The organism is Thermomonas flagellata, from assembly GCF_022419185.1.
Lineage (GTDB): Bacteria > Pseudomonadota > Gammaproteobacteria > Xanthomonadales > Xanthomonadaceae > Thermomonas > Thermomonas flagellata.
In genome coordinates, this window is record NZ_JAJOZK010000001.1 from 355,714 (window position 1) to 376,410 (window position 20,697).

Below are 20,697 nucleotides of genomic sequence, written 5' to 3' on the forward strand. Positions count from 1 at the left end.
TTCCCGGTTGCGATCCGATCCATGAGCTCGCGCGCACATGACGACGTCCTGATTCTCGGCGGCGGCCACAACGGCCTGGTGTGCGCGGCGTATCTGGCCGGCGCGGGCCTGAAGGTGCGGGTGCTGGAGCGCCGCCATCTGGTCGGCGGCGCGGCGGTGACCGAGGAGTTTTATCCCGGCTTCCGCAACTCGGTGGCCAGCTACACGGTCAGCCTGCTCAACCCCGCGGTGATCCGCGACCTGCGCCTGGCCGAGCACGGCCTGCGCGTGGTCGAGCGGCCCTTCGCGAATTTCCTGCCGCTGCCGGACGGGCGCAGCTTCCGCCTCGGCGGCGAGTACACGCACGCGGACGTGGCGAAGTGGTCGGCGCGCGATGCGCAGCGGCTGCCCGCGTACTCCGCGATGCTCGACCGCATCGTCGTCGTGCTGCGCGAGCTGATGCGGCGCACGCCGCCGAACGTGAGCGACCGGTTCGTGCTGGCGGACTGGTTGAATTCCGCCGCGGTGGCGAAGCAGCTGAAGTCGCTGGACATGCGCGGCCGGCGCGACCTGCTGGACCTGTTCACCAAGTCCGCCGGCGAGCTGCTGGACGACTGGTTCGAGGGCGCGCCGCTGAAGGCCGCGCTGGGCTGGGATTCGGTGGTCGGCAATTTCGCCAGTCCGTACACGCCGGGCAGCGCCTACGTGCTGCTGCACCACGTGTTCGGCGAGGTCAACGGCAAGGCCGGCGCCTGGGGCCACGCCATCGGCGGCATGGGCGCGATCACCCAGGCCATGCGCAAGGCATGCGAGGCGCGCGGCGTGGCCATCGAGACCGAGGCCGAAGTCGCACGGCTGCTCATCGAGGACGGCAGGGTGGTCGGCGTGGCGCTGGCCGACGGGCGCGAACGGCGCGCCGCGACGATTGCCAGCAACCTCAACCCGAAGCTGCTCTATACGCAGCTGGTGGAACCCGGCCAACTCGATGAGGACACCGCGCGGCGCATCCGCCGCTACCGCTGCGGTTCCGGCACCTTCCGCATGAACGTGGCGCTGTCCGAGCTGCCGGACTTCACCGCGCTGCCTGGCACCCGGCTGCAGCCGCACCACCAGAGCGGCATCCTGATCGGGCCGTCGCTCGCGTATTTCGAACAGGCGTATTTCGACGCCAAGTCGCGCGCGCACAACCCCGGCTGGGCGCGCCAGCCGATCGTCGAGCTGGTGATCTCCTCGGCCTTGGACGACACCCTCGCGCCGCCGGGCCAGCACGTGGCCAGCCTGTTCTGCCAGCACGTCAACCCGACCATCGCCGAGGCGGACGGCGGCTGGGACGCGCACCGCGACGTGGTGGCGAGGTTGATGATCGCCACGGTCGACGCCTACGCCCCGAACTTCGCGCGCAGCGTGCTGGGCTACGAGGCGCTGACCCCGCTGGACCTGGAGCGTCGCTTCGGCCTGGTCGGTGGCGACATCTTCCATGGCGCGCTGGGGCTGGACCAGATGTTCAGCGCGCGCCCGCTGCTGGGGCAGGGTGCCTACCGCGGCGCGTTCCGCGGGCTGTACCTGTGCGGCTCCGGCAGCCATCCCGGCGGCGGCGTGACCGGCCTGCCCGGCCGCAACGCCGCGCGCGAGATCCTGCGCGACCTGCGCCGCGGCCCGCGCCCGGACTGACGTGGGCCGTCACCGGCGGCGGGGGCCTGAGGTGCGGCCGTCCGGTTTGCGCTGCGGTGCGTCGCCGGCCGCGCTCGGGCAGGGCCGATGGCGAGCCGTGTCGTGTGCGAGAGGCCGACCGCGCTCGCGTTCGCGCTGACTGGGACCGTCCGCGGGGCGCGGGGCATCCGGGCCGATTCGCGGGGGGAGGGGGGGCGGGCGATCCCAGGCCCGTTCGCGGCGCGCCCGCCGAACCGGGCACGGGCCGGGCCGGCCCGCGCCGGCGTGGCAGATCTGCGGGCCGCTTAGCAGGATTTCCGGGACATTGCTATACCCACAAGTCCTATTTTGCGATGCAGCGTGCAAGCCGCTAACGAACCCTTCACGATCAGCCCGCGTCCCGACGTGGGGGAGGGAGCAGGCCCGCTGAGACTCCGGTCGAAGCGGGCTTTTTTTCGCCCGGATTCCGAGCCGGAGGCGATGCCACAATCCGGGCATGACCGCCCCGGCTCCGCCCGCTCTGGCCCTGCCCGACCCGGCCCTGGTCGCGCGTGCGCTCGAGCGCCTGCCGCGGGATGCCGCCTGGCGCGACGACGCCGGCTTCATGGACGGCCTGCAGCGGCTGGCGCTGGCCAGCGATTTCGCGCTGGCGACCTTGGCCGCGCAGCCGGCGCTGCTGGATCGCCTGCACACGGGCGGCGATGCGCTGGCGTTGCCGCGGCCGGTGCTGGCGCCGGACCAGCCGGAGGCTTGGCCGCGCCTGCTGCGCCGCTACCGGCAGGCGGCGGCGACCGTGCTGGTCTGGCGCGATGTGGTGCTGGGCGAGCCGGTGGAGGCGATCCTGGCCGGCAGCACCGCGCTGGCGGAGGACTGCCTGCAGCTGGCGCTGGCGGCGTTGGAGGACGATTTGCGCGCGCGTTACGGCGAGGTCCGCGCGGCCGACGGCCGTGTGCAGCGGCTGGTGGTGTTCGCCATGGGCAAGCTCGGCGGCGGCGAGCTCAACTTTAGCTCCGACATCGACCTGGTGTATGCCTACGAGCAGGAGGGCGAGAGCGACGGCGCGCGCGCGCTGCAGGCGCAGGAGTACTTCGCCCGCCTCGGCCAGCAGCTGGCGCGGCTGCTGGGCGAGACCACCGCGGACGGCTTCTGCCATCGGGTGGACCTGCGCTTGCGGCCGTTCGGCAGCGCCGGGCGGATCGCACAGTCGTTCGCCGCGATCGAGCTGTACGTGCAGCAGGAGGGCCGCGACTGGGAGCGCTATGCCTGGCAGAAGGCGCGCCCGGTGGCCGGCGACCGCGCGGCGGGTGCGCGCCTGCTGGAGGCGCTGCGGCCGTTCGTCTATCGCCGCTACCTCGACTACGGCGCGCTCGACGGGCTGCGCGCGATGAAGGCGCGGATCGCCGCCGAAGTCGCGCGCCACGACCTCGCCGACGACATCAAGCGTGGCCCCGGCGGCATCCGCGAGATCGAGTTCCTCGCCCAGGCCCTGCAGCTGATCCGCGGCGGGCGCGAGCCGGCCCTGCGCGTGCGCGGGCTGCTGCCGGCGCTGCAGGCGCTGGTCGCCGCCGGGCACGTGCAGCCGGCGACCGGCACCGCGCTGGCGCAGGCCTACCGCTTCCTGCGCCGGCTGGAGAACCGCCTGCAGATGCTGGGCGATGCCCAGACCCACGTCCTGCCGGGCGATCCGATGGTGCGCGCGCGCCTGGCCGCCGGGCTGGGCTATCCCGACTGGGCCGCGCTGGCGGACGCACTGGCGGCGCAGCGCGCGCTGGTCTCGGCCGAGTTCGCGGCGCTGCTCGCGCCGCGCCGGGCCGCGCCCGCGGAAGGCCAGCTCGCGGCCTACTGGCGGGCGCTGCCGGAGGCCGCCGATCCGCAGGCGCTGGCCGCGGCCGGCTTCACCCGGGTGGAGGCGCTGCACCGCAGCCTGGTCGACGTCGCCCGCGCGCCGGCGGTGCAGGCGCTGTCGGCCAGTGCGCGCGCGCGCCTGGACCGGCTGTTGCCGCAGCTGCTGCAGGCCGCGGCCGCCAGCGCGCAGCCGGATGCCGTACTGCAGCGCCTGCTGCCGCTGCTGCAGACCCTGCTGCGCCGCGCCAGCTACCTCGCGCTGCTCGACGAGCAGCCGGCCGCGCTGCGGCGCCTGGTCGATGCGCTGGCCGCCAGCGCCCTGCTCGGTGAGCGCCTGGCCGCGCATCCGCTGCTGCTGGATGAACTGCTGGACGTGCGCGTCGCGGGCGAGCTGCCGGACCCGGCGCGGATGCAGGCCGAGTGCCGGGCGGCGGCGCAGGCCGAGGATCCGGAAGCCCGCCTGCACGCGCTCAACGAGGTCCGCCAGGCGCTCAGCTTCCGGATCGCGTTGGCCTTCCTCGACGGCCGTTGCGGCGCCGACTGCGCCGCGCAGCGGCTGGCCGCGCTGGCCGATGCGGTGGTGGTGCAGGTGCTGGCCCTGGCCCGCGCCGAGCTGGAGCAAGCGCACGGCGCATTGCCGGGGGCGCGCTTCGCAGTGCTGGGGTACGGCAGCCTCGGCGGCTGCGAGCTCGGCTTCGGCTCCGACCTCGACCTGGTGTTCCTGTACGACGCGCCGGACGGCGCGGTGTCCACCGGCGCGCGCGCGCTCGACGCCCCGCGCTGGTGCGCGCGGCTGGGGCAGAAGGTGGTGGCGCTGCTGGGCGCGCAGACCGGCGCCGGCCGCCTGTACGAAGTGGACGTGCGGCTGCGTCCGGACGGGGCCAAGGGCCTGCTGGTGTCGAGCCTGGCCAGCTTCGGCGAGTACCAGCGCACGCGCGCCTGGACCTGGGAGCACCAGGCGCTGGTGCGCGCGCGCGCGGTCGCCGGCGATCCCGCGCTCGCCGCCGAGTTCGAGGCGCTGCGCGCGCAGGTGCTGGCGCGCCCGCGCGATCCCGCGGCGCTGGCCGCGGAGGTGGCGGCGATGCGCCGGCGCATGCGCGCCGAGCTGGACCGCAGCGATGCGGCGCGGTTCGACCTCAAGCAGGGCGAGGGCGGGCTGGTCGACCTCGAGTTCCTGCTGCAGTACCTGGTGCTGCGCGATGCCGCGCGCGACCCGCGCCTGCGCGCGCCGCGCGCGACCCCGGCCCTGCTCGCGGCCTGCGTCGCCGGCGGCCAGCTCGACCCGGCGCAGGGACAGGCGCTGCAAGCGGCGCATGCGGCGCTGCTCGAGGCCGGCCTGCGCTGCACCCTGGACCGCCGCCCGCGGCGGGTGCCGGAGGATGCGCCGATCGCGTCCGCGCGCGCGGCCATCCGCGGCGCGCTGGCCGCGGCCGGGCTGGCATCCGCGGCCGAACCCACGGGCGAGGCCTAGGGCAGGCCGAGGCGCGCGCGCACGGCGGCGGCGATCCGTGCGGTCTCGCGCAGCGGGGTGACCGGATATGCCGCGAGCGCGGCGTCCAGCGGGCGCGCGCGGCCACTGGCGAGCAGGTCAGCGAGGAAGGCGTGCAGGCGCCCCTGCGTGCGGTCGGGCTGCCAGACGAACAGCGGGGCGGCGGTCGCCGCCGCCTCGCTGAGCATATTCACCGAGTCCGCAGTGCACACCAGGCGGTCGGCATGCGCGAGCAGCCCGGCGTAGGGATTGGCGCCGTCGCCGCTGTCGCGCCAGCGCAGCCCGGGGACATCCGCCGGCAGCATCGCCAGGGCTGCGCGCCAGGCCGGCGGCGTGCGCCGCGAGGCGACCACGCTGAAGCTGCCGCCTTCGGCGCGCGCGTGCGCGGCCAGTTGCCGCAGCAGGGCCTGGAACCCGGCGTCGTCCAGTGCCGCATGGCGGGTCGGGCCGCCCACCAGCAGCACGGTATGCGGCGCCGGCAGCGCCGCCAGCGCGGGGAAGGCGCGGCGGGCGGCGGCGAGCCAGCCGGCGTCCACCGGATGCAGGCTGCCACGCAGGGTCAGCACGTTCTCGCCGCGCACGCGGTCGTGCGCGGGCACCACCAGCAGATCCCAGTGGCGCGGCGACAGGCGCGGGTCGAGGATCTGCACCGTGCGCGCGCCGCCGGCCCCCAGCAGGCGGGTCGCCAGCGCGGCCAGCCGCCCGCAGCCGATCGCCAGCGCCGGCGGCTGCCGGCACAGCGCGGCGAACTGCGCCCCGAACGGTGCGCGCAGCCCGGGCCAGCGGCGCGGGGCCAGCCGGCGCGCCAGCCAGCCCGGCTGCAGGGCCCACTCGGCGGCCTGCGGATCCAGTGCGCGCGCCAGCGCCAATGCCTGGCGCGCATTGCCGGCGCGGCCGTCGTGCACGGCGAGCAGGGAAGGCGCGGCGGGGGGCATCGTCTCGCGGGCGTGCTCGGTCCGTTGCGGAGGTGGCGGGGCCGGTGGCTGGCCGCGACTCTAGACTATCTGGCATTCCCCACCGCCTGCGAAGGAGGAGCCCCGATGGGCCAGCCGCTGCCCGATGCCGCGCTCGACCAGCTGTTCCGCACCGCCCGCACCTACAACGCCTTCACCGGCGAGGTGTCCGACGCGACCCTGCACCAGCTCTACGACCTGCTGAAGTTCGGCCCGACCGAGGCCAACACCACCCCGGCGCGGATCGTGTTCGTGAAGTCGGCGGAGGCCAAGGCCAAGCTCGGCCCGGCGCTGTCCGAGGGCAACTACAAGAAGACCATGGCGGCGCCGGTGGTGGCGATCGTCGGCTACGACATGCGCTTCTACGACAAGCTGCCGGTGCTGTTCCCGCACGTGGACGCCAAGGCCTGGTTCGAGCACCGCAGCGAGGACAACCTGGCCTGGGTGGCGATGCGCAGCAGCGCGCTGCAGACCGCCTACCTGATCCTGGCCGCGCGCGCGCTGGGGCTGGACTGCGGGCCGATGACCGGGTTCGACAACGCCAAGGTCGACGCGGCGTTCTTCGCCGGCACCCCGATTCGTTCCAACATCCTGGTCAATCTCGGCCACGGCGATCCGGCCAGCGTCTTCCCGCGCTCGCCGCGGCTGCCGTTCGACGAGGCCTGCCAGATCCTGTGAGGCGGCGGTGATCCACCTGCGGCCCGCGCACGCGCGCGGCGAATCCCGGCGCGGCGGACACCTGCGCCGGCACGCCTTCGCCAGCCCGGCGCCGGCACCGGCGTGGAGCGGCTTCGGCGTGCTGCGCCTGCTCGACGAGGAGACCCTCGCGCCCGGATACGCCGCTGCGCCCGCGCGCTACGCCAACGTCGAGGCGCTGCTGCTGGTGCTCGAGGGCCAGTTGGAATGGGCCGCCGCGGGAGCGGCGCCGGCGCGGCTGGACCCCGGCGACGGGCTATGGCTGGGTGCCGGGCACGGGCTGGACGTGGCGCTGTCCAACCCGGACCCGCGCCAGCCGCTGCGGCTGCTGCAGCTGTGGCTGCAGCCGGAGCGGCTGAATGCGCGCCCGGCGTGGGCGCAGGCGCGCTTCGACCGGCACGCGCGCCACGGCCGCTGGCAGCGGCTGGCGGCGCCGGACGGGCATGACGGCGCGCTGCCGCTGCGCCAGCAGGCGGAGGCGCTGGCCGCCGCGCTGCACAGCGGCGAGGCCCTCGCGCGGGCGCTGGATCCGGCGCAGCGCTACTGGCTGCAGGTGCTCTCCGGCCAGGTCCGCTGCGGGGCGCACGCGCTCGCCGCGGGCGACGCGCTGGCGCTGGAGGGCGCGGCCGGCCTGCTGGCGCTGCACGGGGTCGCCGCCACGAGCGAGGTGCTGCTGCTCGCGCTGCCGGCCTGAGCCGGTGCCGCTGCTACACTGCACAGCGCATTCCCACCGCCGTCCGCGTCCCCCATGGCCGACCCCGCCCGCACCGCCAGCGCCCCCGCCAACGCCCAGCAGCGCTACGAAGTCCACCGCGCCGACCTGCCGCTGAGCTGCCCGCTGCCGTCGATGGCGCTGTGGAACTCGCACCCCCGGGTGTACCTGCCGATCGAGGCCGAGGGCGGCACCAGCCACTGCCCGTACTGCGGCGCCACCTACGTGCTGGTGGACTGAGCGCGGCGCCGGCGTGCGCCGCCTGCACGTCATCCAACTGGTGCCGGCGCTGGACGCCGGCGGGGTCGAGCGCTCCACCCTCGAGATCGCCGCGGCGCTGGTCGCCGCCGGCCACCGCGCCAGCGTGGTCTCCGCCGGCGGGCGGCTGCTGCCCGAGCTGGAGGCGCTCGGCGCCGAGCACATCGCGCTGGACATCGGCCGCAAGTCGCCGCGGGTGCTGCGCCACCTGCCGGCGCTGCGGCGGCTGTTCGCCGGCGCCGACCTGGTGCACGCGCGCTCGCGCCTGCCGGCGTGGCTGGCGTGGTGGGCGCTGCGTGGGCTGCCGGCCGCGGCGCGCCCGCGCTTCGTCACCACCGCGCACGGGCTGAACTCGCCCTCGCGCTACAGCGCGATCATGGCCCGCGGCGAGCGGGTGATCTGCGTGTCGCAGGCGGTGCGCGCGCACCTGCTGCGGCACTACCCGGACACCGATCCGGCGCGGTTGGTGGTGATCCCGCGCGGGATCGACCCGGCCCGCTTCCCGCGCCGGCCGCGGCCGGACCCGGCCGCGCGCGCGGCCGTCGCGGCGCGGCAGCCGGCGCTGGGCGGCAACGGCCCGCTGCTGCTGCTGCCGGGGCGCGGCACCCGCCTGAAGGGGCATGCCGACGCGATCGCGCTGCTGGCGCGGCTGCGCGCCGACGGCCTCGACGCGCGCCTGTGGCTGGCCGGCGCGCTGCAGTCGGGGCGGGAGCGCTACGTGCACGCGCTGCAGGCGCAGGCCCGGCGCGCCGGAGTCGCGCAGGCGCTGGCGCTGACCGCGCCGGAGGCGGACATGCCGGCGGCGTATGCCGCCTGCGACCTCGTGCTGCAGCTGTCGCGCCAGCCCGAGGCGTTCGGGCGCACGGTGCTGGAGGCGCTCGCGGTCGGCCGCCCGGTGCTGGGCTGGGCGCACGGCGGCGTGGACGAACTGCTGGCGCAGTGGCAGCCGCAGGGGCGGGTGGCCTGCTTCGATGCCGCGGCCCTGCACGCCGGCGCGCGCGCGCTGCTGGCGCAGCCGCCGGCGCCGCCGGCTACCATGCCCGACTCGCTGGCCGCGATGCAGGCGGCCACCCTGGCGCTGTACGAGGAGCTGCTCGCCGATGCAGGCTGCTGACGCCCCCCTTCCCCCGCGCGGCTGGCGCTGGGCCCCGGCCTGGGTGCTGGCCTACGTCGCGCTGTGGCCGGCGCCGGGCGTGGCCGAACTGGTACTGGTGCTGGGCGCGCTGGCCGGGGTGGTGCGCCTGCTGCGCGACCGCTTCCGCGGCGGCGCCGCGCTGCTCAGCGGGCCGGCCTGGGCGCTGACCACCATCCTGTTCCTGGCCTACTGGCTGCCGGAGGCGGTGTCGGCGCTGGATGCCACCGACCTCGGCCGGGCCTGGCGCGAGGTCGCGGTCGACCTGCGCTACCTGCCGTTCCTGTGGGTGGTGGCCGCGGCAGTGGCCGATCCGGTCGGCCGCCGGCGCACCTTCGGCGGGCTGGCGGTGATCGCCGGGCTGTGGACGCTGGATGCGCTGGTGCAGGCCGCCACCGGCACCAGCCCGCTGTTCCTGCTGTTCGACGGGCTCAAGCAGGCGGTCAGCGGGCATCCGACCTGCCGCGCGGAGCAGATCGCCGCGCTCGACCGCCTGAGCGGCGTGCTCGGGCCGTGCAACCTCAAGCTCGGGATCGTGCTGGCCAGCCTGTCGCCGTTCCTGCTGGAAGGCGCGGGCCGCCGCTACGGCGCCGCGGGCTGGCTGCTGGCCGCGGCCGCGGCGGGGCTGGCGATCCTGCTGGCCGGCGCGCGCGCGGCCTGGATCACCTATGCGCTGGTGCTGCTGTGGAGCGGCGGGCGGCGCTTGGGCGCGCGCCGGCTGCTGGTGGTGCTGCTCGGCGGCGTGCTGCTGCTGGCCTCGGCCGCGATGGTCTCGCCGGAGGTCGCGCAGCGCCTGCACCGCAGCGCGCTGGCGCTGTCCGGCGAGGAGCAGGGGGTGGACGCGGCGCTGTCCGGGCGCACCCGCATCTGGAGCGCCGCCGCCTGCATGATCCGCGAGCACCCGATCAACGGCGTCGGCGCGCGCGGGTTCCGCGAGGCCTTCCCCGCCTGCGATGCCGGCCACGGCGCGCTGGCGGCGTGGGGGCGCGGGCCGGCGCTGCATGCGCACCAGATCGTGCTGGAGATCCTGAGCGAAACCGGCATCATCGGGCTCCTGCTCTGGCTGGCCGGCGCCGCCATGGCCTGGCGCGCGTGGCGCTATGCCGACGCGCAGGCGCGCGAACAGGCGCGCCCGGCCCTGATCGCGCTGGCGGTCTCGGTGTTCCCGCTCAACACCCACCTGGCCGCGTATTCGACCTTCTGGGGCGGGGTGCTGCTGCTCTTGGCCGCGCTGTACGCCGGCAGCCTGCTCGGGCGCGAGGCGCGCTGATGGCGCCGCTGCGCGTCTCGGCGGTGGTCACCACCCGCGACAACGCGCGCACGTTGGACGCCTGCCTCGCCAGCCTCGCCTGGTGCGACGAACGGGTGGTGCTCGATTCCGGCTCGCGCGATGCCACCCTCGCGATCGCGCGCCGGCACGGGGCGCGGATCGCGTTCCAGCCGTTCGCCGGCTACGGGCCGCAGAAGCAGGCCGCGATCGCGCTGGCCGAGGGCGAGTGGGTGCTGCTGCTGGACGCCGACGAGGAGCTGACCGCGCAGGGACGGGCGGCGATCCTGCGCGAACTGCAGGCGCCGCGTGCCGACGGCTACCGCCTGCCGCGCCAGGAGTGGCTGTTCTGGCGCTGGCCGCCTCCAGGGGTGCGCCCGAACTGGCAGCTGCGGCTGTTCCGGCGCGGCTGCGGGCGCATGAACGCGGTGCCGGTGCACGCCGCGCCGGAGGTGGACGGGCGCGTGCGCGACCTGCGCGCACCATTGCTGCACCACGGCGAGCCGCAGCTGGCCGACCGGGTGGACAAGGTCAACCGCTATTCCAGCGGACTGGCCGCGCACAAGCGCCGGCGCCGGGTGCGCCTGCTCGGTCTGCGCGTGCTGCTCTATCCCAGCCTGGCCTTCCTCAAGTTCTATTTCGGCAAGCGCTATTTCCTGGCCGGCTGGGCCGGCTACCTGGCGGCGCGCACCCAGGCCTTCTATGCCTTCCTCAAGTACGCCAAGGTGCTGGAGGCCGGGCGCCGCGCGCGCGGGCCTCAATAGCGCGGCGGGCTGCCCGGCGGCTGCCGCTTGAAGCGCCGGTGCAGCCACAGGTACTGGCTGGGCGCCTGCCGCACCATCGCCTCGATCGCCGCGTTCACCGCGGTGCTGTCGGCCACCGCGTCGGCGGTCGGGAACGGTGCCAGCGGCTCGCCGATCCGCAGCAGGTACAGGTCGCGGCCGTCCGCGCCGGTTTCGCGGCGATGGAAGAACGGCACCACCGCGCAGCCGGTCAGGCGCGCGAACTGGTGGGTGGCGGTGATGGTGGCCGCAGGCACGCCGAAGAACGGCGCGAACACGGTGTCCTTGCCGCGCATGTCCTGGTCCGGGGCGTACCACAGGATGCCGCCCTGCTTCAGATGGCGCAGCGCGCCGCGGGTGTCGCGGTTGGAGAACATCGCGCTGGCATAGCGCAGCCGCCCGCGCAGCACCGCCCATTCCAGCACCGGGCTGCGGTGCGGGCGGTACATCCCGGCGACCGGCACGTGGTCGCACAGCAGCCGTCCGCACAGCTCGAGGGTGGTGAAGTGGCCGGACACCAGCAGCACGCCGCGGCCCTGCGCCTGCAGCCGCTGCAGCACCTCCAGCCCCTCGATCCGGGTGCGCGCGCGCAGCGGCGCGATCTCGCCCCACCAGGCACGGGCGAACTCGCACAGGCCGATCCCGGTGTCGCGGAAATTCGCGCGCAGCAGGGCCTCGCGCGCGTCGGCGTCGAGCTCCGGCAGGCACAGCGCCAGGTTCGCGCGCGCGGCCGCGCGGCGGGCGCGCGCCAGGCGCAGCGCCAGCGCGCCGAACGCGGCCCCGAGCCGGCGCTGCAGCGGCCACGGCAGGCGCGCCAGCAGCACCGCCAGGCCCACGCCCAGCCACGCCGGCCAGTGGCGCGGGCCGCGCGGCGGCAGCGGCAGGGGCAGGTCGGTGCGCGAAGTCATGCGCGGATTCTACGCAGCCCTCCTGCGCGCCCGACGTGCCGCCGGTATCCTTGTATCGATGCGGGCCGATCTCACCGAACGCGTGCTGCGCGGGCTGTACTCGGCTGCGCTGTACCTGCTGCTGCCGGCGACCCTGTACCACCTGGTGTGGCGGGGCTTCCGCCAGCGCGCCTACTTCCAGCGCTGGGACGAACGCTACGCGCGCTACCCCGCGCGTGCGCGCACGCCGACCCTGTGGCTGCACGCGGTCTCGGTCGGCGAGGTGAACGCCGCGGCGCCGCTGGTCGACCGCCTGCGCGCCGCGCATCCGGGGCTGCACCTGGTGGTCACCACCATCACCCCGACCGGTTCGGAGCGGGTGCAGGCGCTGTGGGGCGACGCGATCGAGCACGTGTACCTGCCTTACGACCTGCCGGGCGCGGTGGCGCGCTTCCTCGACCGCTTCCGCCCGGTCGCCGCGCTGATCGTGGAAACCGAGCTGTGGCCGAACCTGCTGTTCGGCTGCCGCGCGCGCGCGGTGCCGGTGGCGATCCTCAATGCGCGGCTGTCGGCGCGCTCGCTGCGCGGCTACCGCCTGCTGGCACCGCTGCTGCGGCGTGCGCTGGCCGAGGTGCGGCTGGTCGCGGCGCAGTCCGAGCAGGACGCCGCGCGCTTCCTGCGGCTGGGGGCGCCGCCGGCGCGAGTGATGGTCACCGGCAACCTCAAGTTCGACATGCCGCCGCGCGACGACGCCGCGTTCGTGGCCGAGTTCGCGCGCCGGCGCGCCCACCCGGGGCCGGCATGGATCGCCGCCAGCACCCACGAGGACGAGGAGGCCGCGGTGCTGGCCGCGCACCGCGCGGTGCTGCAGCGGCATCCGGACGCGCTGCTGCTGTGGGCGCCGCGGCATCCCGAGCGCTTCCGCGCGGTGGCGCAGCGCCTGCGCGAGGCCGGATGGCGGGTGGCGACCCGCAGCGGCGAGGGCGGCCCGGGCGCCGCGCAGGCGTTCGTGATCGACACCCTGGGCGAACTCGGTGCGTTCTATGCCTGCGCCGAGGTGGCGTTCGTGGGCGGCAGCCTGCAGCCGGTCGGCGGCCACAACCTGCTGGAGCCGGCGGCGACCGGCACCGCCATCCTCAGCGGGCCGCACCTGCACAACTTCGCGGACATCGCGCGCCGCCTGCGCGAGGCGCAGGCGATGGAGATCGTCGCCGATGCCGCCGCGCTCGGCCCGGCGGTGCTGCGCCTGCTGGAGGATCCTGCGCGGCGCGCGCGCATGGCCGGCAACGCGCGCCGGCTGCTGGAGGAGGGCCGCGGCGCGCTGGCGCGCACGCTGGCCCTGGTCGAGCCGTTGCTGCCGCCGGGCTGAGCCGGCGGCGCCCCGCTCACTGCGCCTTGCCCAGCACCCGCGCCAGCGATTCGTCGCTGCTCAGCAGGCGGTTGATGTCCTCCAGCGAGGCCGGCTGCAGGGTGCCGGCGGCCTGCTCCAGCTGCAGCCGGCTGAGCAGGTAGTTGTACTTGGCCTGGGCATAGGCCTGACGCGCGGAGAACAGGATGCGCTGGTTGTTGAGCACGTCCAGCACGGTGCGGGTGCCGACCTCCAGCCCGACCTGCGAGGCATCGTAGGCGCTCTGCGCCGAGCGCACTGCCTGGCGCTGGGCCTCGACCTGGCTGATGCCGGCCATTACCGTCTGGTAGGCGTTGCGGGTATTGCGCGCCAGTGCGCGGCGCTGCTGCTCCAGCTGGTCCTGCACCGCGTCGCGCTGGGCCAGCGCCTGGCGCACCCGCGACTGGATCGCGCCGCCGGCGAACAGCGGCACGTTCAGGGTGACGCCGACCGACGGCCCGCGGCTGTCGTTGCCGATCGGGAAGGTGGCCGAGAACGGCGGGTTGCGGCTGGTGAAGGTGGAGTCGCCCCAGGTCGCGCTCTTGTTCCAGCCGCCGCTGAAGTTGAGGGTCGGCAGGTGCGCGGCGCGGGCGGTGGCGACATCGGCCTCGGCCGACTTCAGCTGCAGTTCCAGCGCCTTCAGCGCCGGGTTGTTGGCGGTCGCCTGCGCCACCCAGGCCTCGGCATCGCGCTCGCCCGGTGCGCCGGGCTGGAAGTCCTCCGGCAGCCCCTTGAGGCTGGAGACCGGGGTGCCGGTGATCTCCAGCAGGGCCTGGTAGGCGTCCAGCACTGCGTTGCGTGCCTGGATGGTGGTCGCGCGCGCGCCGTCGTACTGGGCGCGTGCCTCGTACACGTCGGTGATCGGGGCCAGACCGACCTCCAGCCGCTTGCTGGCGAAGTCGGCCTGCTTCTTGAACGCGGCCTCCGAGGCCTCGGCCGCGTTGAGCGTCTCCAGCGCGACCAGCACGTTGAAGTAGGCCTGCGCGGTGCGGGTGATCAGCGACTGCCCGGCAGCCTCGTACTGGTAGTCGGCGGCCTGGCTGAGCGCGTTCTGGCTGCGCAACTGGCTGAACTTGCCGAAGTCGAGCAGGACCTGGTTGACCCCGACCCCGTAGCGGCGGGTATTGGTGGTGGTGGTGCTGTCGCCGCTGAAGCGGATCGGCTGCCCGGTCACCGGATCGAACTGGGTCTGGATCGACGGGCCGGTGCTGCGGTTGCGCTGGTAGCTGGCGCTGCCGCTGACCTGCGGCAGCAGCGCGGCGCGCGCCTGCACCGCGCCCTCGCGGCCGATCAGGCGATTGGCCTCGGCGGCGGCGTACTGCGGGTCGCTGGAACGGGCTTGCTGGTACACCTGCACCAGATCCTCGGCCGCGGCGGCGGCGGGCAGCAGGACCAGGGCGAGGGCGAGGGCGAGCGGGCGGCGCAGCATGGGCAGTCCTTGGGCGGGCAGCGGTGTGTGGGATCAGAAGGTGAAGCGCGGGCGCGGTTCGGCGCCCGCCAGGTACGGCAATTCGGTCTCGAACAACGGTGTCTCGCGCAGGCCGTTGACCTCGCGCTGCAGCAGGCTGGCCTGCATCGCCGGCGCCTGCCCGTGCACCACGAACAGGCGGCCGCCCGGCCGCAGCCAGTGCAGGAAGCCTGCCGGCACCTGCGCGACCGCGCCAGTGACACAGATCAGGTCGAAGGCGCCGTCCGCCTGCCAGGCGAAGGCATCCGCGGCCACCACCCGGGCGTTGGTCACCGCCTGCTCGGCCAGGCGCGCCGCCGCGGCCTCGGCGAGGTCGGGATGGCGCTCGAGGCTGACCACCTCGCGCGCCAGGCGCGCCAGGCACGCGGTCAGGTAGCCGCTGCCGGTCCCGATCTCCAGCACCGATTCGCCTGCCTGCGGCAGCAGCGCCTGCAGCGCGCGGCCCTCCTGCACCGGCTTCATCATCACCTCGCCGTGCGCCAGGGGCAGCATCAGGTCGGCGTAGGCCAGGGTGCGCAGGTGGGCCGGGACGAAGGCTTCGCGCGGCAGTTCGGCCAGCACCGCCAGCACGCGCGGGTCGAGCACGTCCCATGGACGCACCTGCTGTTCCACCATGTGTTCGCGGGCCTGGGCGAAATCGAAGTCCATCGTATGCGGTTCCTCGGCGGGCAACCTGTGATTGTACGGCGCGGGGGCGGGACTGGATGGCAGTGTCACTGTGCTGGTACACCCGGACGCAGTGCCGGAAGTCAGCAGGCGCTCCGGCACGGGGGCTCATCGGGGGGGCGCCGGCCCGCCGCCGTAAGCGCGCAGGAACAGCGCGACCACCGCCGCGACGTGGCGCTGGCGCGCCTCCTCGCAGGCGCCCGGGTCGGGGCAGCCGAGCACCGCGCGCAGGTGCGGTTCCCCGCGCAGCAGGGCGAAGAAGTGGCCGGCGGCGACGGCGGCATCGTCCAGCCCCGGCAACTCGCCGCGCGCGCGGCGGCGCGCGAGCAGGGCGGCGAACGCGGCCTGCACGCGCGCCGGGCCCGCCTCCCAGAACACCGCCGCCAGCGGGCCGCCGGCGACCGGCGGCGAGCACAGGATGCGATGGCCGGCGATCGCCTCCGGCTCCATCACCATCGCCGCAAACGCCTCACCGATCCGCTGCAGGCGCTCGCGCAGCGGTTCACCATCGGCGTCCTCGAACAGGCAGGCCGGCATGTTCTGCTCGCAGTGCGCGCGCACGGCCTCGGCGAACAGCCGGTCCTTGTCGCCGAAGTGGCTGTAGACGGTGAGCTTGGACACCCCGGCCTCGGCCGCGATCTGGTCCATGCTGACGCGATCTAAGCCGTGGCGGGCGAACATCCGCTTGGCGGCCTCCAGCACCGCGGCGCGCTTGGCCAGATCCTTGGGCCGGCCGGGGCCGGCGGTGCGCGCGGCCGGAGCCGGAGCGGCCGGGGCAGTGGCGGGACGACGGGCGCGCGGGCTGGGCATGGCCGAATAGTAGACCATGCAGTGCAACAATTGCATGACCCGGATCAAACCGGCGCCACCGCCCTCAGTCGCGCATCGCCACCGCCGGGCGGGGGGTCTCCAGCGCGGCGATCACCGCGTCGGTCGCGGCCCGGGTCGGGATGGCGGCGCGCCCGGCCGGGGCGAGGTCGGCGGTGAAGCGCCCGGCCTCCAGCGCCTGCGCGACGGCCTGCTCCACCGCCTGCGCCTCCGCCTCCAGCCGCAGCGAATGGCGCAGCAGCAGGGCGGCGCTGAGGATCGCCGCGTACGGGTTGGCGATGCCGCGCCCGGCGATGTCCGGCGCCGAGCCGTGGATCGGTTCGTACAGCCCCGGCCCGGGTTCGCCCAGCGAGGCGCTCGGCAGCAGGCCCAGCGAGCCGGCCAGCAGCGAGGCTTCGTCGGTGAGGATGTCGCCGAACATGTTCTCGGTCACGATCACGTCGAAGCTGCGCGGGCGCGCGATCAGGTGCATGGCCATCGAATCCACCAGCTGGTGCTCGAGCTGCACGTCCGGGAATTCGGCGGCGACCACCCGGGTCGCGACCTCCCGCCACAGGCGCGAGGTCTCCAGCACGTTGGCCTTGTCCACCGAGGTGAGGCGGCCGCGGCGGGTGCGCGCCAGGCGCGCGGCGAAGCGCACCACCCGTTCGATCTCGGCCACGCTGTAGCGGCACAGGTCGGAGGCGGACTGCGCGTCGCGCTGCTTGTCGCCGAAGTAGATGCCGCCGGTCAGCTCGCGCACCACCACCAGGTCCACGCCCTGCAGCAGGTGCGGCTTGACCGGCGCGGCGCCGAGGGTGGCCGGGTGCGGCTGCACCGGGCGCAGGTTGGCGTACAGGCCGAGCGCCTGGCGCAGCGCGAGCAGGCCCTGTTCCGGACGCACGCGCGCCCCCGGGTCGGACCACTTCGGCCCGCCGACCGCGCCGAGCAGGATCGCGTCCGCGGCGCGCGCGGCATCCAGGGTGGAGGCCGGCAGCGGCTCGCCGCAGGCGTCGATCGCGGCGCCGCCGATCGGCCGGGTGTGGAATTCGAAGCGGTGGCCATGGCGGGCGGCCACCGCGCGCAGCACGTCGGCGGCGGCGGCGGTGACCTCCGGGCCGATCCCGTCGCCGGGCAGGAGCAGGATGTCAGCGTGCATGGGCAGTCTCCGGGGCAGGGGCGGATTCGTAGGCGGCGATCGCGTCGGCCTGGCGCAGCAGGTAGCCGAGCGGATCGATCCCCTCGAGCAGGCAGGTGCGCGCGAACGGCTCCAGCGCGAACGGCGCGCGGCGGCCGTCGGGCAGCGCGACTTCGCCGCGCTCGACGTCGATCTCGAGCACGATCCCGGGCTGCGCCAGCAACTCGTCGACCAGCGCCGGCGGCAGCTCGACCGGCAGCAGGCCGTTCTTGAGGGCGTTGGCGTGGAAGATGTCGGCGATCCGGCTGCTGATCACCGCGCGCAGCCCGAGGTCGCGCAGCGCCCACGGCGCGTGCTCGCGCGAGGAGCCGCAGCCGAAGTTGCGCCCGGCCACCAGGATCTGCGCGCCGGCGTTCTCGGCGCGGTTGAACGGGAAGTCCGGGTCCGGGCTGCCGTCGGCGCGGGTGCGCCAGTGGTGGAAGGCGTACTGGCCGAGCCCCGCGCGCGCGGTGGTGGTCAAAAACTGCGCGGGGATGATCTGGTCGGTGTCGATGTTGGCCTGCGGCAGCACCACGGTGCGCGACTGCAGGCGGCGCAGGGCGTCCATCACGCGGCCTCCGGGTGCGGCTGGCCGGCCGCGGGCAGCGCGGCGGCGCCCACGATCCGCCCGGCCACTGCGCAGGCGGCGGCGGTGGCCGGCGAGGCCAGCACCGTGCGCGCGCCCTGGCCCTGGCGGCCCTCGAAGTTGCGGTTGCTGGTGGACACCGCCAGCTCGCCGGGGCCGACCAGGTCGCCGTTCATGGCGATGCACATCGAGCAGCCGGGTTCGCGCCACTGTGCGCCGGCCGCGCGCACGATGCGGTCGATGCCCTCGGCCTCGGCCTGCTGCTTGACCTGCTCGGAGCCGGGCACCACCAGCATGCGCACCCGCGGATGCACCTGCCGCCCGCGCAGCACCGCCGCGACCTCGCGCAGGTCGGACAGGCGCCCGTTGGTGCAGCTGCCGACGAACACCACGTCCACCGCGCGCCCGGCGACCGCCTGCCCCGGGGTCCAGCCCATGTAGGCGAGGGCCTTGGCGGTGTCGGCGTCGGGCGCGTCGGGCACCTGCGCGTCGAGCGCCGCGACCTGGCCGGGGTGGGTGCCCCAAGTGACGGTCGGGCGGATCGCGGATGCGTCGATCCGCACCTCGCGGTCGTAGCGGGCGCCGGGATCGCTGCGCAGCTGCCGCCAGGCCGCGGCGGCGCGTTCGAACGCCGCGCCCTGCGGGGCGTAGGGGCGCCCGCGCAGCCAGGCGATGGTGGTCTCGTCCGGCGCGATCATGCCGGCGCGCGCGCCGGCCTCGATCGACATGTTGCACAGGGTCATGCGCGCCTCCATCGGCAGCGCATCGATCGCACTGCCGCGGTACTCGATGACGTGGCCGGTGCCGCCGTCCACCCCGATCGCGCCGATCACGTGCAGGATCACGTCCTTGGCCGAGACCCCGGGCGCCAGCTCGCCGTCGAGGGTGACGGCCATGCTGCGCGGCTTGCGCTGCAGCAGGCACTGGGTGGCCAGCACGTGCCCGACCTCGCTGGTGCCGATCCCGAACGCGAGCGCCCCGAACGCGCCGTGGGTGGCGGTGTGGCTGTCGCCGCACACGATGGTCATGCCCGGCTGGGTCAGGCCCAGCTCCGGGCCGATCACGTGCACGATCCCGCGCCGGCCGCTACCGAAGTCGAACAGCTCGATCCCGTGGCGCGCGCAGTTGGCGCGCAGCGTCTCCACCTGCCGGCGCGCGGCCTCGCTGCCCCAGGGCAGGGTGCCGGTCGCGTCCGCGGGCAGGGTCGGGGTGGCGTGGTCGAGGGTGGCCTTGGTGCGCTCCGGGCGGCGCACGCGCAGCCCGCGCGCCGCAAGCTCGGCGAATGCCTGCGGCGAGGTCACCTCGTGCACCAGGTGCAGGTCCACGTACAGCACGGCCGGTGCGTCGGCGCGCTCCGGCACCACCACGTGGGCGTCCCACAGCTTGTCGAACAGGGTGCGCGGGCTCATGCCAGGGCCGCCTCCGCGCGCGGGGCGCGCTCGCGCAGGACGCGGTTGGCCACGTCCAGCCAGGCGATCGCCGAGGCTTCCAGCACGTCGCGGCTGGTGCCCTGGCCGGTCATCAGCGTGCCGTCGATGCGCGCGCTCAGGTTGGCCTCGCCGCGGGCGTCCGGGCCGATCCCCATGCTGTGCACCTCGTAGGTTTCCAGTACGAAGTCCACCCCGGTGGCACGGCTGAGCGCGGCGAACAGCGCCTCCACCGGGCCCTGGCCGTCGGCGGCCTGCACCACCCGCCGCCCGTCCGGGTCCGACAGCTGCACCTGCGCGTGCGCGCCATGGCCGGAGTCGGACAGCTGCATGCCGGCGATCCGCCAGCCGGGCCCGATCGCCTCGCCCTCGATCAGGCGCTGCAGGTCGCGGTCGCTGACCACGTGCTGGGTCTGGGTCAGGGCCTTGGCGTCCGCGATCAGGCGGTCCAGCTGCGCCTCGTCCAGCACATAGCCCAGCCGGCGCACGCGGTCGGCCACCGCCGCGCGCCCGCTGTGGCGGCCGAGCACCAGCTGCGAGTCCTCCCAGCCGACGTCCTGCGGGCGCATGATCTCGTAGGTGTTGCGGTTCTTGAGCATCCCGTGCTGGTGGATGCCGGACTCGTGCGCGAATGCGTTCTGGCCGACGATCGCCTTGTTGCGCTGCACGTGCATCCCGGTGATCTGCGACAGCAGGCGCGAGGTCGCCAGCAGGCGGCGGGTGCGGATGCCGGTGTCGGCGCGGTAGAACGCGCCGCGCACCTTGAGCGCCATCACCACCTCTTCCATCGCCGCGTTGCCGGCGCGCTCGCCGATGCCGTTGATGGTGCACTCGACCTGGCGCGCGCCACCCTCGATCGCGGCCAGCGAGTTGGCCACGCCCAGCCCGAGGTCGTCGTGGCAGTGCGCGCTGAACACCACCCGCTCGGCGCCGCGCACGTGCGCGCGCAGGTACTCGAACAGCGCGCGCAGGTCGGCCGGGGTGGCGTAGCCGACGGTGTCGGGCACGTTCAGGGTGGTGGCACCGGCCTCGACCGCGGCCGAGAACACCTCGGCCAGGAACTCCGGCTCGGTGCGGGTGGCGTCCTCGGCGGAGAACTCGACGTCGTCCACGTGGCTGCGCGCCAGGCGCACGCCCATCACCGCGCGCTCCAGCACCTGCGCGCGGTCGAGGCCGAGCTTGTGCTCGCGGTGCAGCGGGCTGGTCGAGATGAACACGTGGATGCGCGGGTGCGCGGCCGGCGCCAGCGCCGAGGCGGCGGCGGCGATGTCCTCCGGGTGGCAGCGCGCCAGCGCGGCGATCCGGCAGCCGCGCACCTCGCGTGCGATCGCCTGCACCGCGGCGTGGTCGGCCGGCGAGCTGCGCGGGAAGCCGGCCTCGATCACGTCCACCCCGAGCTCCTCTAGCGCGCGCGCCAGCAGCACCTTCTGCGCTGCGCTCATGGTGAAGCCGGGGGCCTGCTCGCCGTCGCGCAGGCTGGTGTCGAAGATCAGGACGCGGGCGGGTACGTCGGGTTCGGGAGCGGGCAT

At 75.1% G+C, this 20,697-nt stretch carries 18 protein-coding genes; 9 read left to right on the plus strand and 9 right to left on the minus strand.

The window, feature by feature from the left end; all coding sequences use genetic code 11:
- Nucleotides 1–21: 21 nt before the first annotated feature.
- On the plus strand, nt 22–1,650 hold the full coding sequence (locus ML340_RS01690; RefSeq protein WP_240096020.1) for a phytoene desaturase family protein: 1,629 nt from the start codon (nt 22–24) through the stop codon (nt 1,648–1,650).
- A gap of 475 nt (nt 1,651–2,125) precedes the next feature.
- A complete protein-coding gene (glnE, locus tag ML340_RS01695) occupies nt 2,126–4,945 on the plus strand; it encodes a bifunctional [glutamate--ammonia ligase]-adenylyl-L-tyrosine phosphorylase/[glutamate--ammonia-ligase] adenylyltransferase (RefSeq protein ID WP_240096022.1) in 2,820 nt (939 codons plus the stop codon).
- Here glnE and ML340_RS01700 read toward each other — a convergent pair.
- Complete coding sequence (locus ML340_RS01700) at nt 4,942–5,898, minus strand: mitochondrial fission ELM1 family protein (RefSeq protein WP_240096024.1); 957 nt, start codon at nt 5,896–5,898, stop codon at nt 4,942–4,944. The two genes, glnE and ML340_RS01700, sit on opposite strands and share 4 nt — an antisense overlap.
- A 105-nt stretch (nt 5,899–6,003) precedes the next feature.
- Between ML340_RS01700 and ML340_RS01705 the strand changes: the two genes are divergently transcribed.
- Genes ML340_RS01705 through ML340_RS01730 form a run of 6 tightly spaced genes read left to right on the plus strand, consistent with a single transcriptional unit; the run spans nt 6,004 to nt 10,745 of the window.
- Nucleotides 6,004–6,594: a malonic semialdehyde reductase gene (locus tag ML340_RS01705; protein WP_240096026.1), complete on the plus strand. Its 591-nt coding sequence runs from the start codon at nt 6,004–6,006 to the stop codon at nt 6,592–6,594.
- Between the two features lie 7 nt (nt 6,595–6,601).
- Nucleotides 6,602–7,306, plus strand: coding sequence for a pirin family protein (locus tag ML340_RS01710; RefSeq protein WP_240096028.1), 705 nt, complete (start codon nt 6,602–6,604; stop codon nt 7,304–7,306).
- A gap of 54 nt (nt 7,307–7,360) precedes the next feature.
- On the plus strand, nt 7,361–7,564 hold the full coding sequence (locus ML340_RS01715) for a zinc-finger domain-containing protein (protein WP_240096030.1): 204 nt from the start codon (nt 7,361–7,363) through the stop codon (nt 7,562–7,564).
- A gap of 13 nt (nt 7,565–7,577) precedes the next feature.
- A complete protein-coding gene (locus ML340_RS01720) occupies nt 7,578–8,696 on the plus strand; it encodes a glycosyltransferase (protein WP_240096031.1) in 1,119 nt (372 codons plus the stop codon).
- A complete protein-coding gene (locus ML340_RS01725) occupies nt 8,683–9,984 on the plus strand; it encodes an O-antigen ligase family protein (protein ID WP_240096033.1) in 1,302 nt (433 codons plus the stop codon). Before ML340_RS01720 ends, ML340_RS01725 begins: the two co-directional genes overlap by 14 nt.
- Nucleotides 9,984–10,745: a glycosyltransferase family 2 protein gene (locus ML340_RS01730; protein ID WP_240096035.1), complete on the plus strand. Its 762-nt coding sequence runs from the start codon at nt 9,984–9,986 to the stop codon at nt 10,743–10,745. Before ML340_RS01725 ends, ML340_RS01730 begins: the two co-directional genes overlap by 1 nt.
- Here the strand turns inward: ML340_RS01730 and lpxL are convergent.
- On the minus strand, nt 10,739–11,671 hold the full coding sequence (gene lpxL, locus ML340_RS01735; RefSeq protein ID WP_240096037.1) for an LpxL/LpxP family Kdo(2)-lipid IV(A) lauroyl/palmitoleoyl acyltransferase: 933 nt from the start codon (nt 11,669–11,671) through the stop codon (nt 10,739–10,741). The genes ML340_RS01730 and lpxL overlap by 7 nt on opposite strands.
- Nucleotides 11,672–11,729: 58 nt before the next feature.
- Here lpxL and waaA point away from each other — a divergent pair, with 58 nt between their 5' ends.
- The gene (gene waaA, locus ML340_RS01740) at nt 11,730–13,019 is read left to right on the plus strand and encodes a lipid IV(A) 3-deoxy-D-manno-octulosonic acid transferase (RefSeq protein ID WP_240096039.1); all 1,290 of its coding nucleotides are present in this window, start codon (nt 11,730–11,732) and stop codon (nt 13,017–13,019) included.
- 16 nt (nt 13,020–13,035) lie between these two features.
- Here waaA and ML340_RS01745 read toward each other — a convergent pair whose 3' ends face one another.
- The 7 genes from ML340_RS01745 to ML340_RS01775 all read right to left on the minus strand — a co-directional run bounded on the left by ML340_RS01745 (nt 13,036) and on the right by ML340_RS01775 (nt 20,697).
- Nucleotides 13,036–14,466 (minus strand): TolC family outer membrane protein, encoded by a 1,431-nt coding sequence (locus tag ML340_RS01745; protein WP_240096041.1) that lies wholly within the window; start codon nt 14,464–14,466, stop codon nt 13,036–13,038.
- Between the two features lie 33 nt (nt 14,467–14,499).
- Entirely contained in the window at nt 14,500–15,153 is a 654-nt protein-coding gene (locus ML340_RS01750; protein ID WP_240096043.1) for a protein-L-isoaspartate O-methyltransferase family protein, read from the minus strand.
- A 126-nt stretch (nt 15,154–15,279) separates the two neighbouring features.
- Nucleotides 15,280–15,981: a TetR/AcrR family transcriptional regulator gene (locus ML340_RS01755; RefSeq protein WP_240096045.1), complete on the minus strand. Its 702-nt coding sequence runs from the start codon at nt 15,979–15,981 to the stop codon at nt 15,280–15,282.
- A gap of 64 nt (nt 15,982–16,045) precedes the next feature.
- Entirely contained in the window at nt 16,046–17,137 is a 1,092-nt protein-coding gene (gene leuB, locus ML340_RS01760) for a 3-isopropylmalate dehydrogenase (RefSeq protein WP_240096048.1), read from the minus strand.
- Complete coding sequence (gene leuD, locus ML340_RS01765; RefSeq protein ID WP_240096050.1) at nt 17,127–17,723, minus strand: 3-isopropylmalate dehydratase small subunit; 597 nt, start codon at nt 17,721–17,723, stop codon at nt 17,127–17,129. Before leuD ends, leuB begins: the two co-directional genes overlap by 11 nt.
- A complete protein-coding gene (gene leuC, locus ML340_RS01770) occupies nt 17,723–19,150 on the minus strand; it encodes a 3-isopropylmalate dehydratase large subunit (protein ID WP_240096051.1) in 1,428 nt (475 codons plus the stop codon). Before leuC ends, leuD begins: the two co-directional genes overlap by 1 nt.
- Nucleotides 19,147–20,697, minus strand: coding sequence for a 2-isopropylmalate synthase (locus ML340_RS01775; protein WP_240096054.1), 1,551 nt, complete (start codon nt 20,695–20,697; stop codon nt 19,147–19,149). The genes leuC and ML340_RS01775 overlap by 4 nt, the downstream gene beginning before the upstream one ends.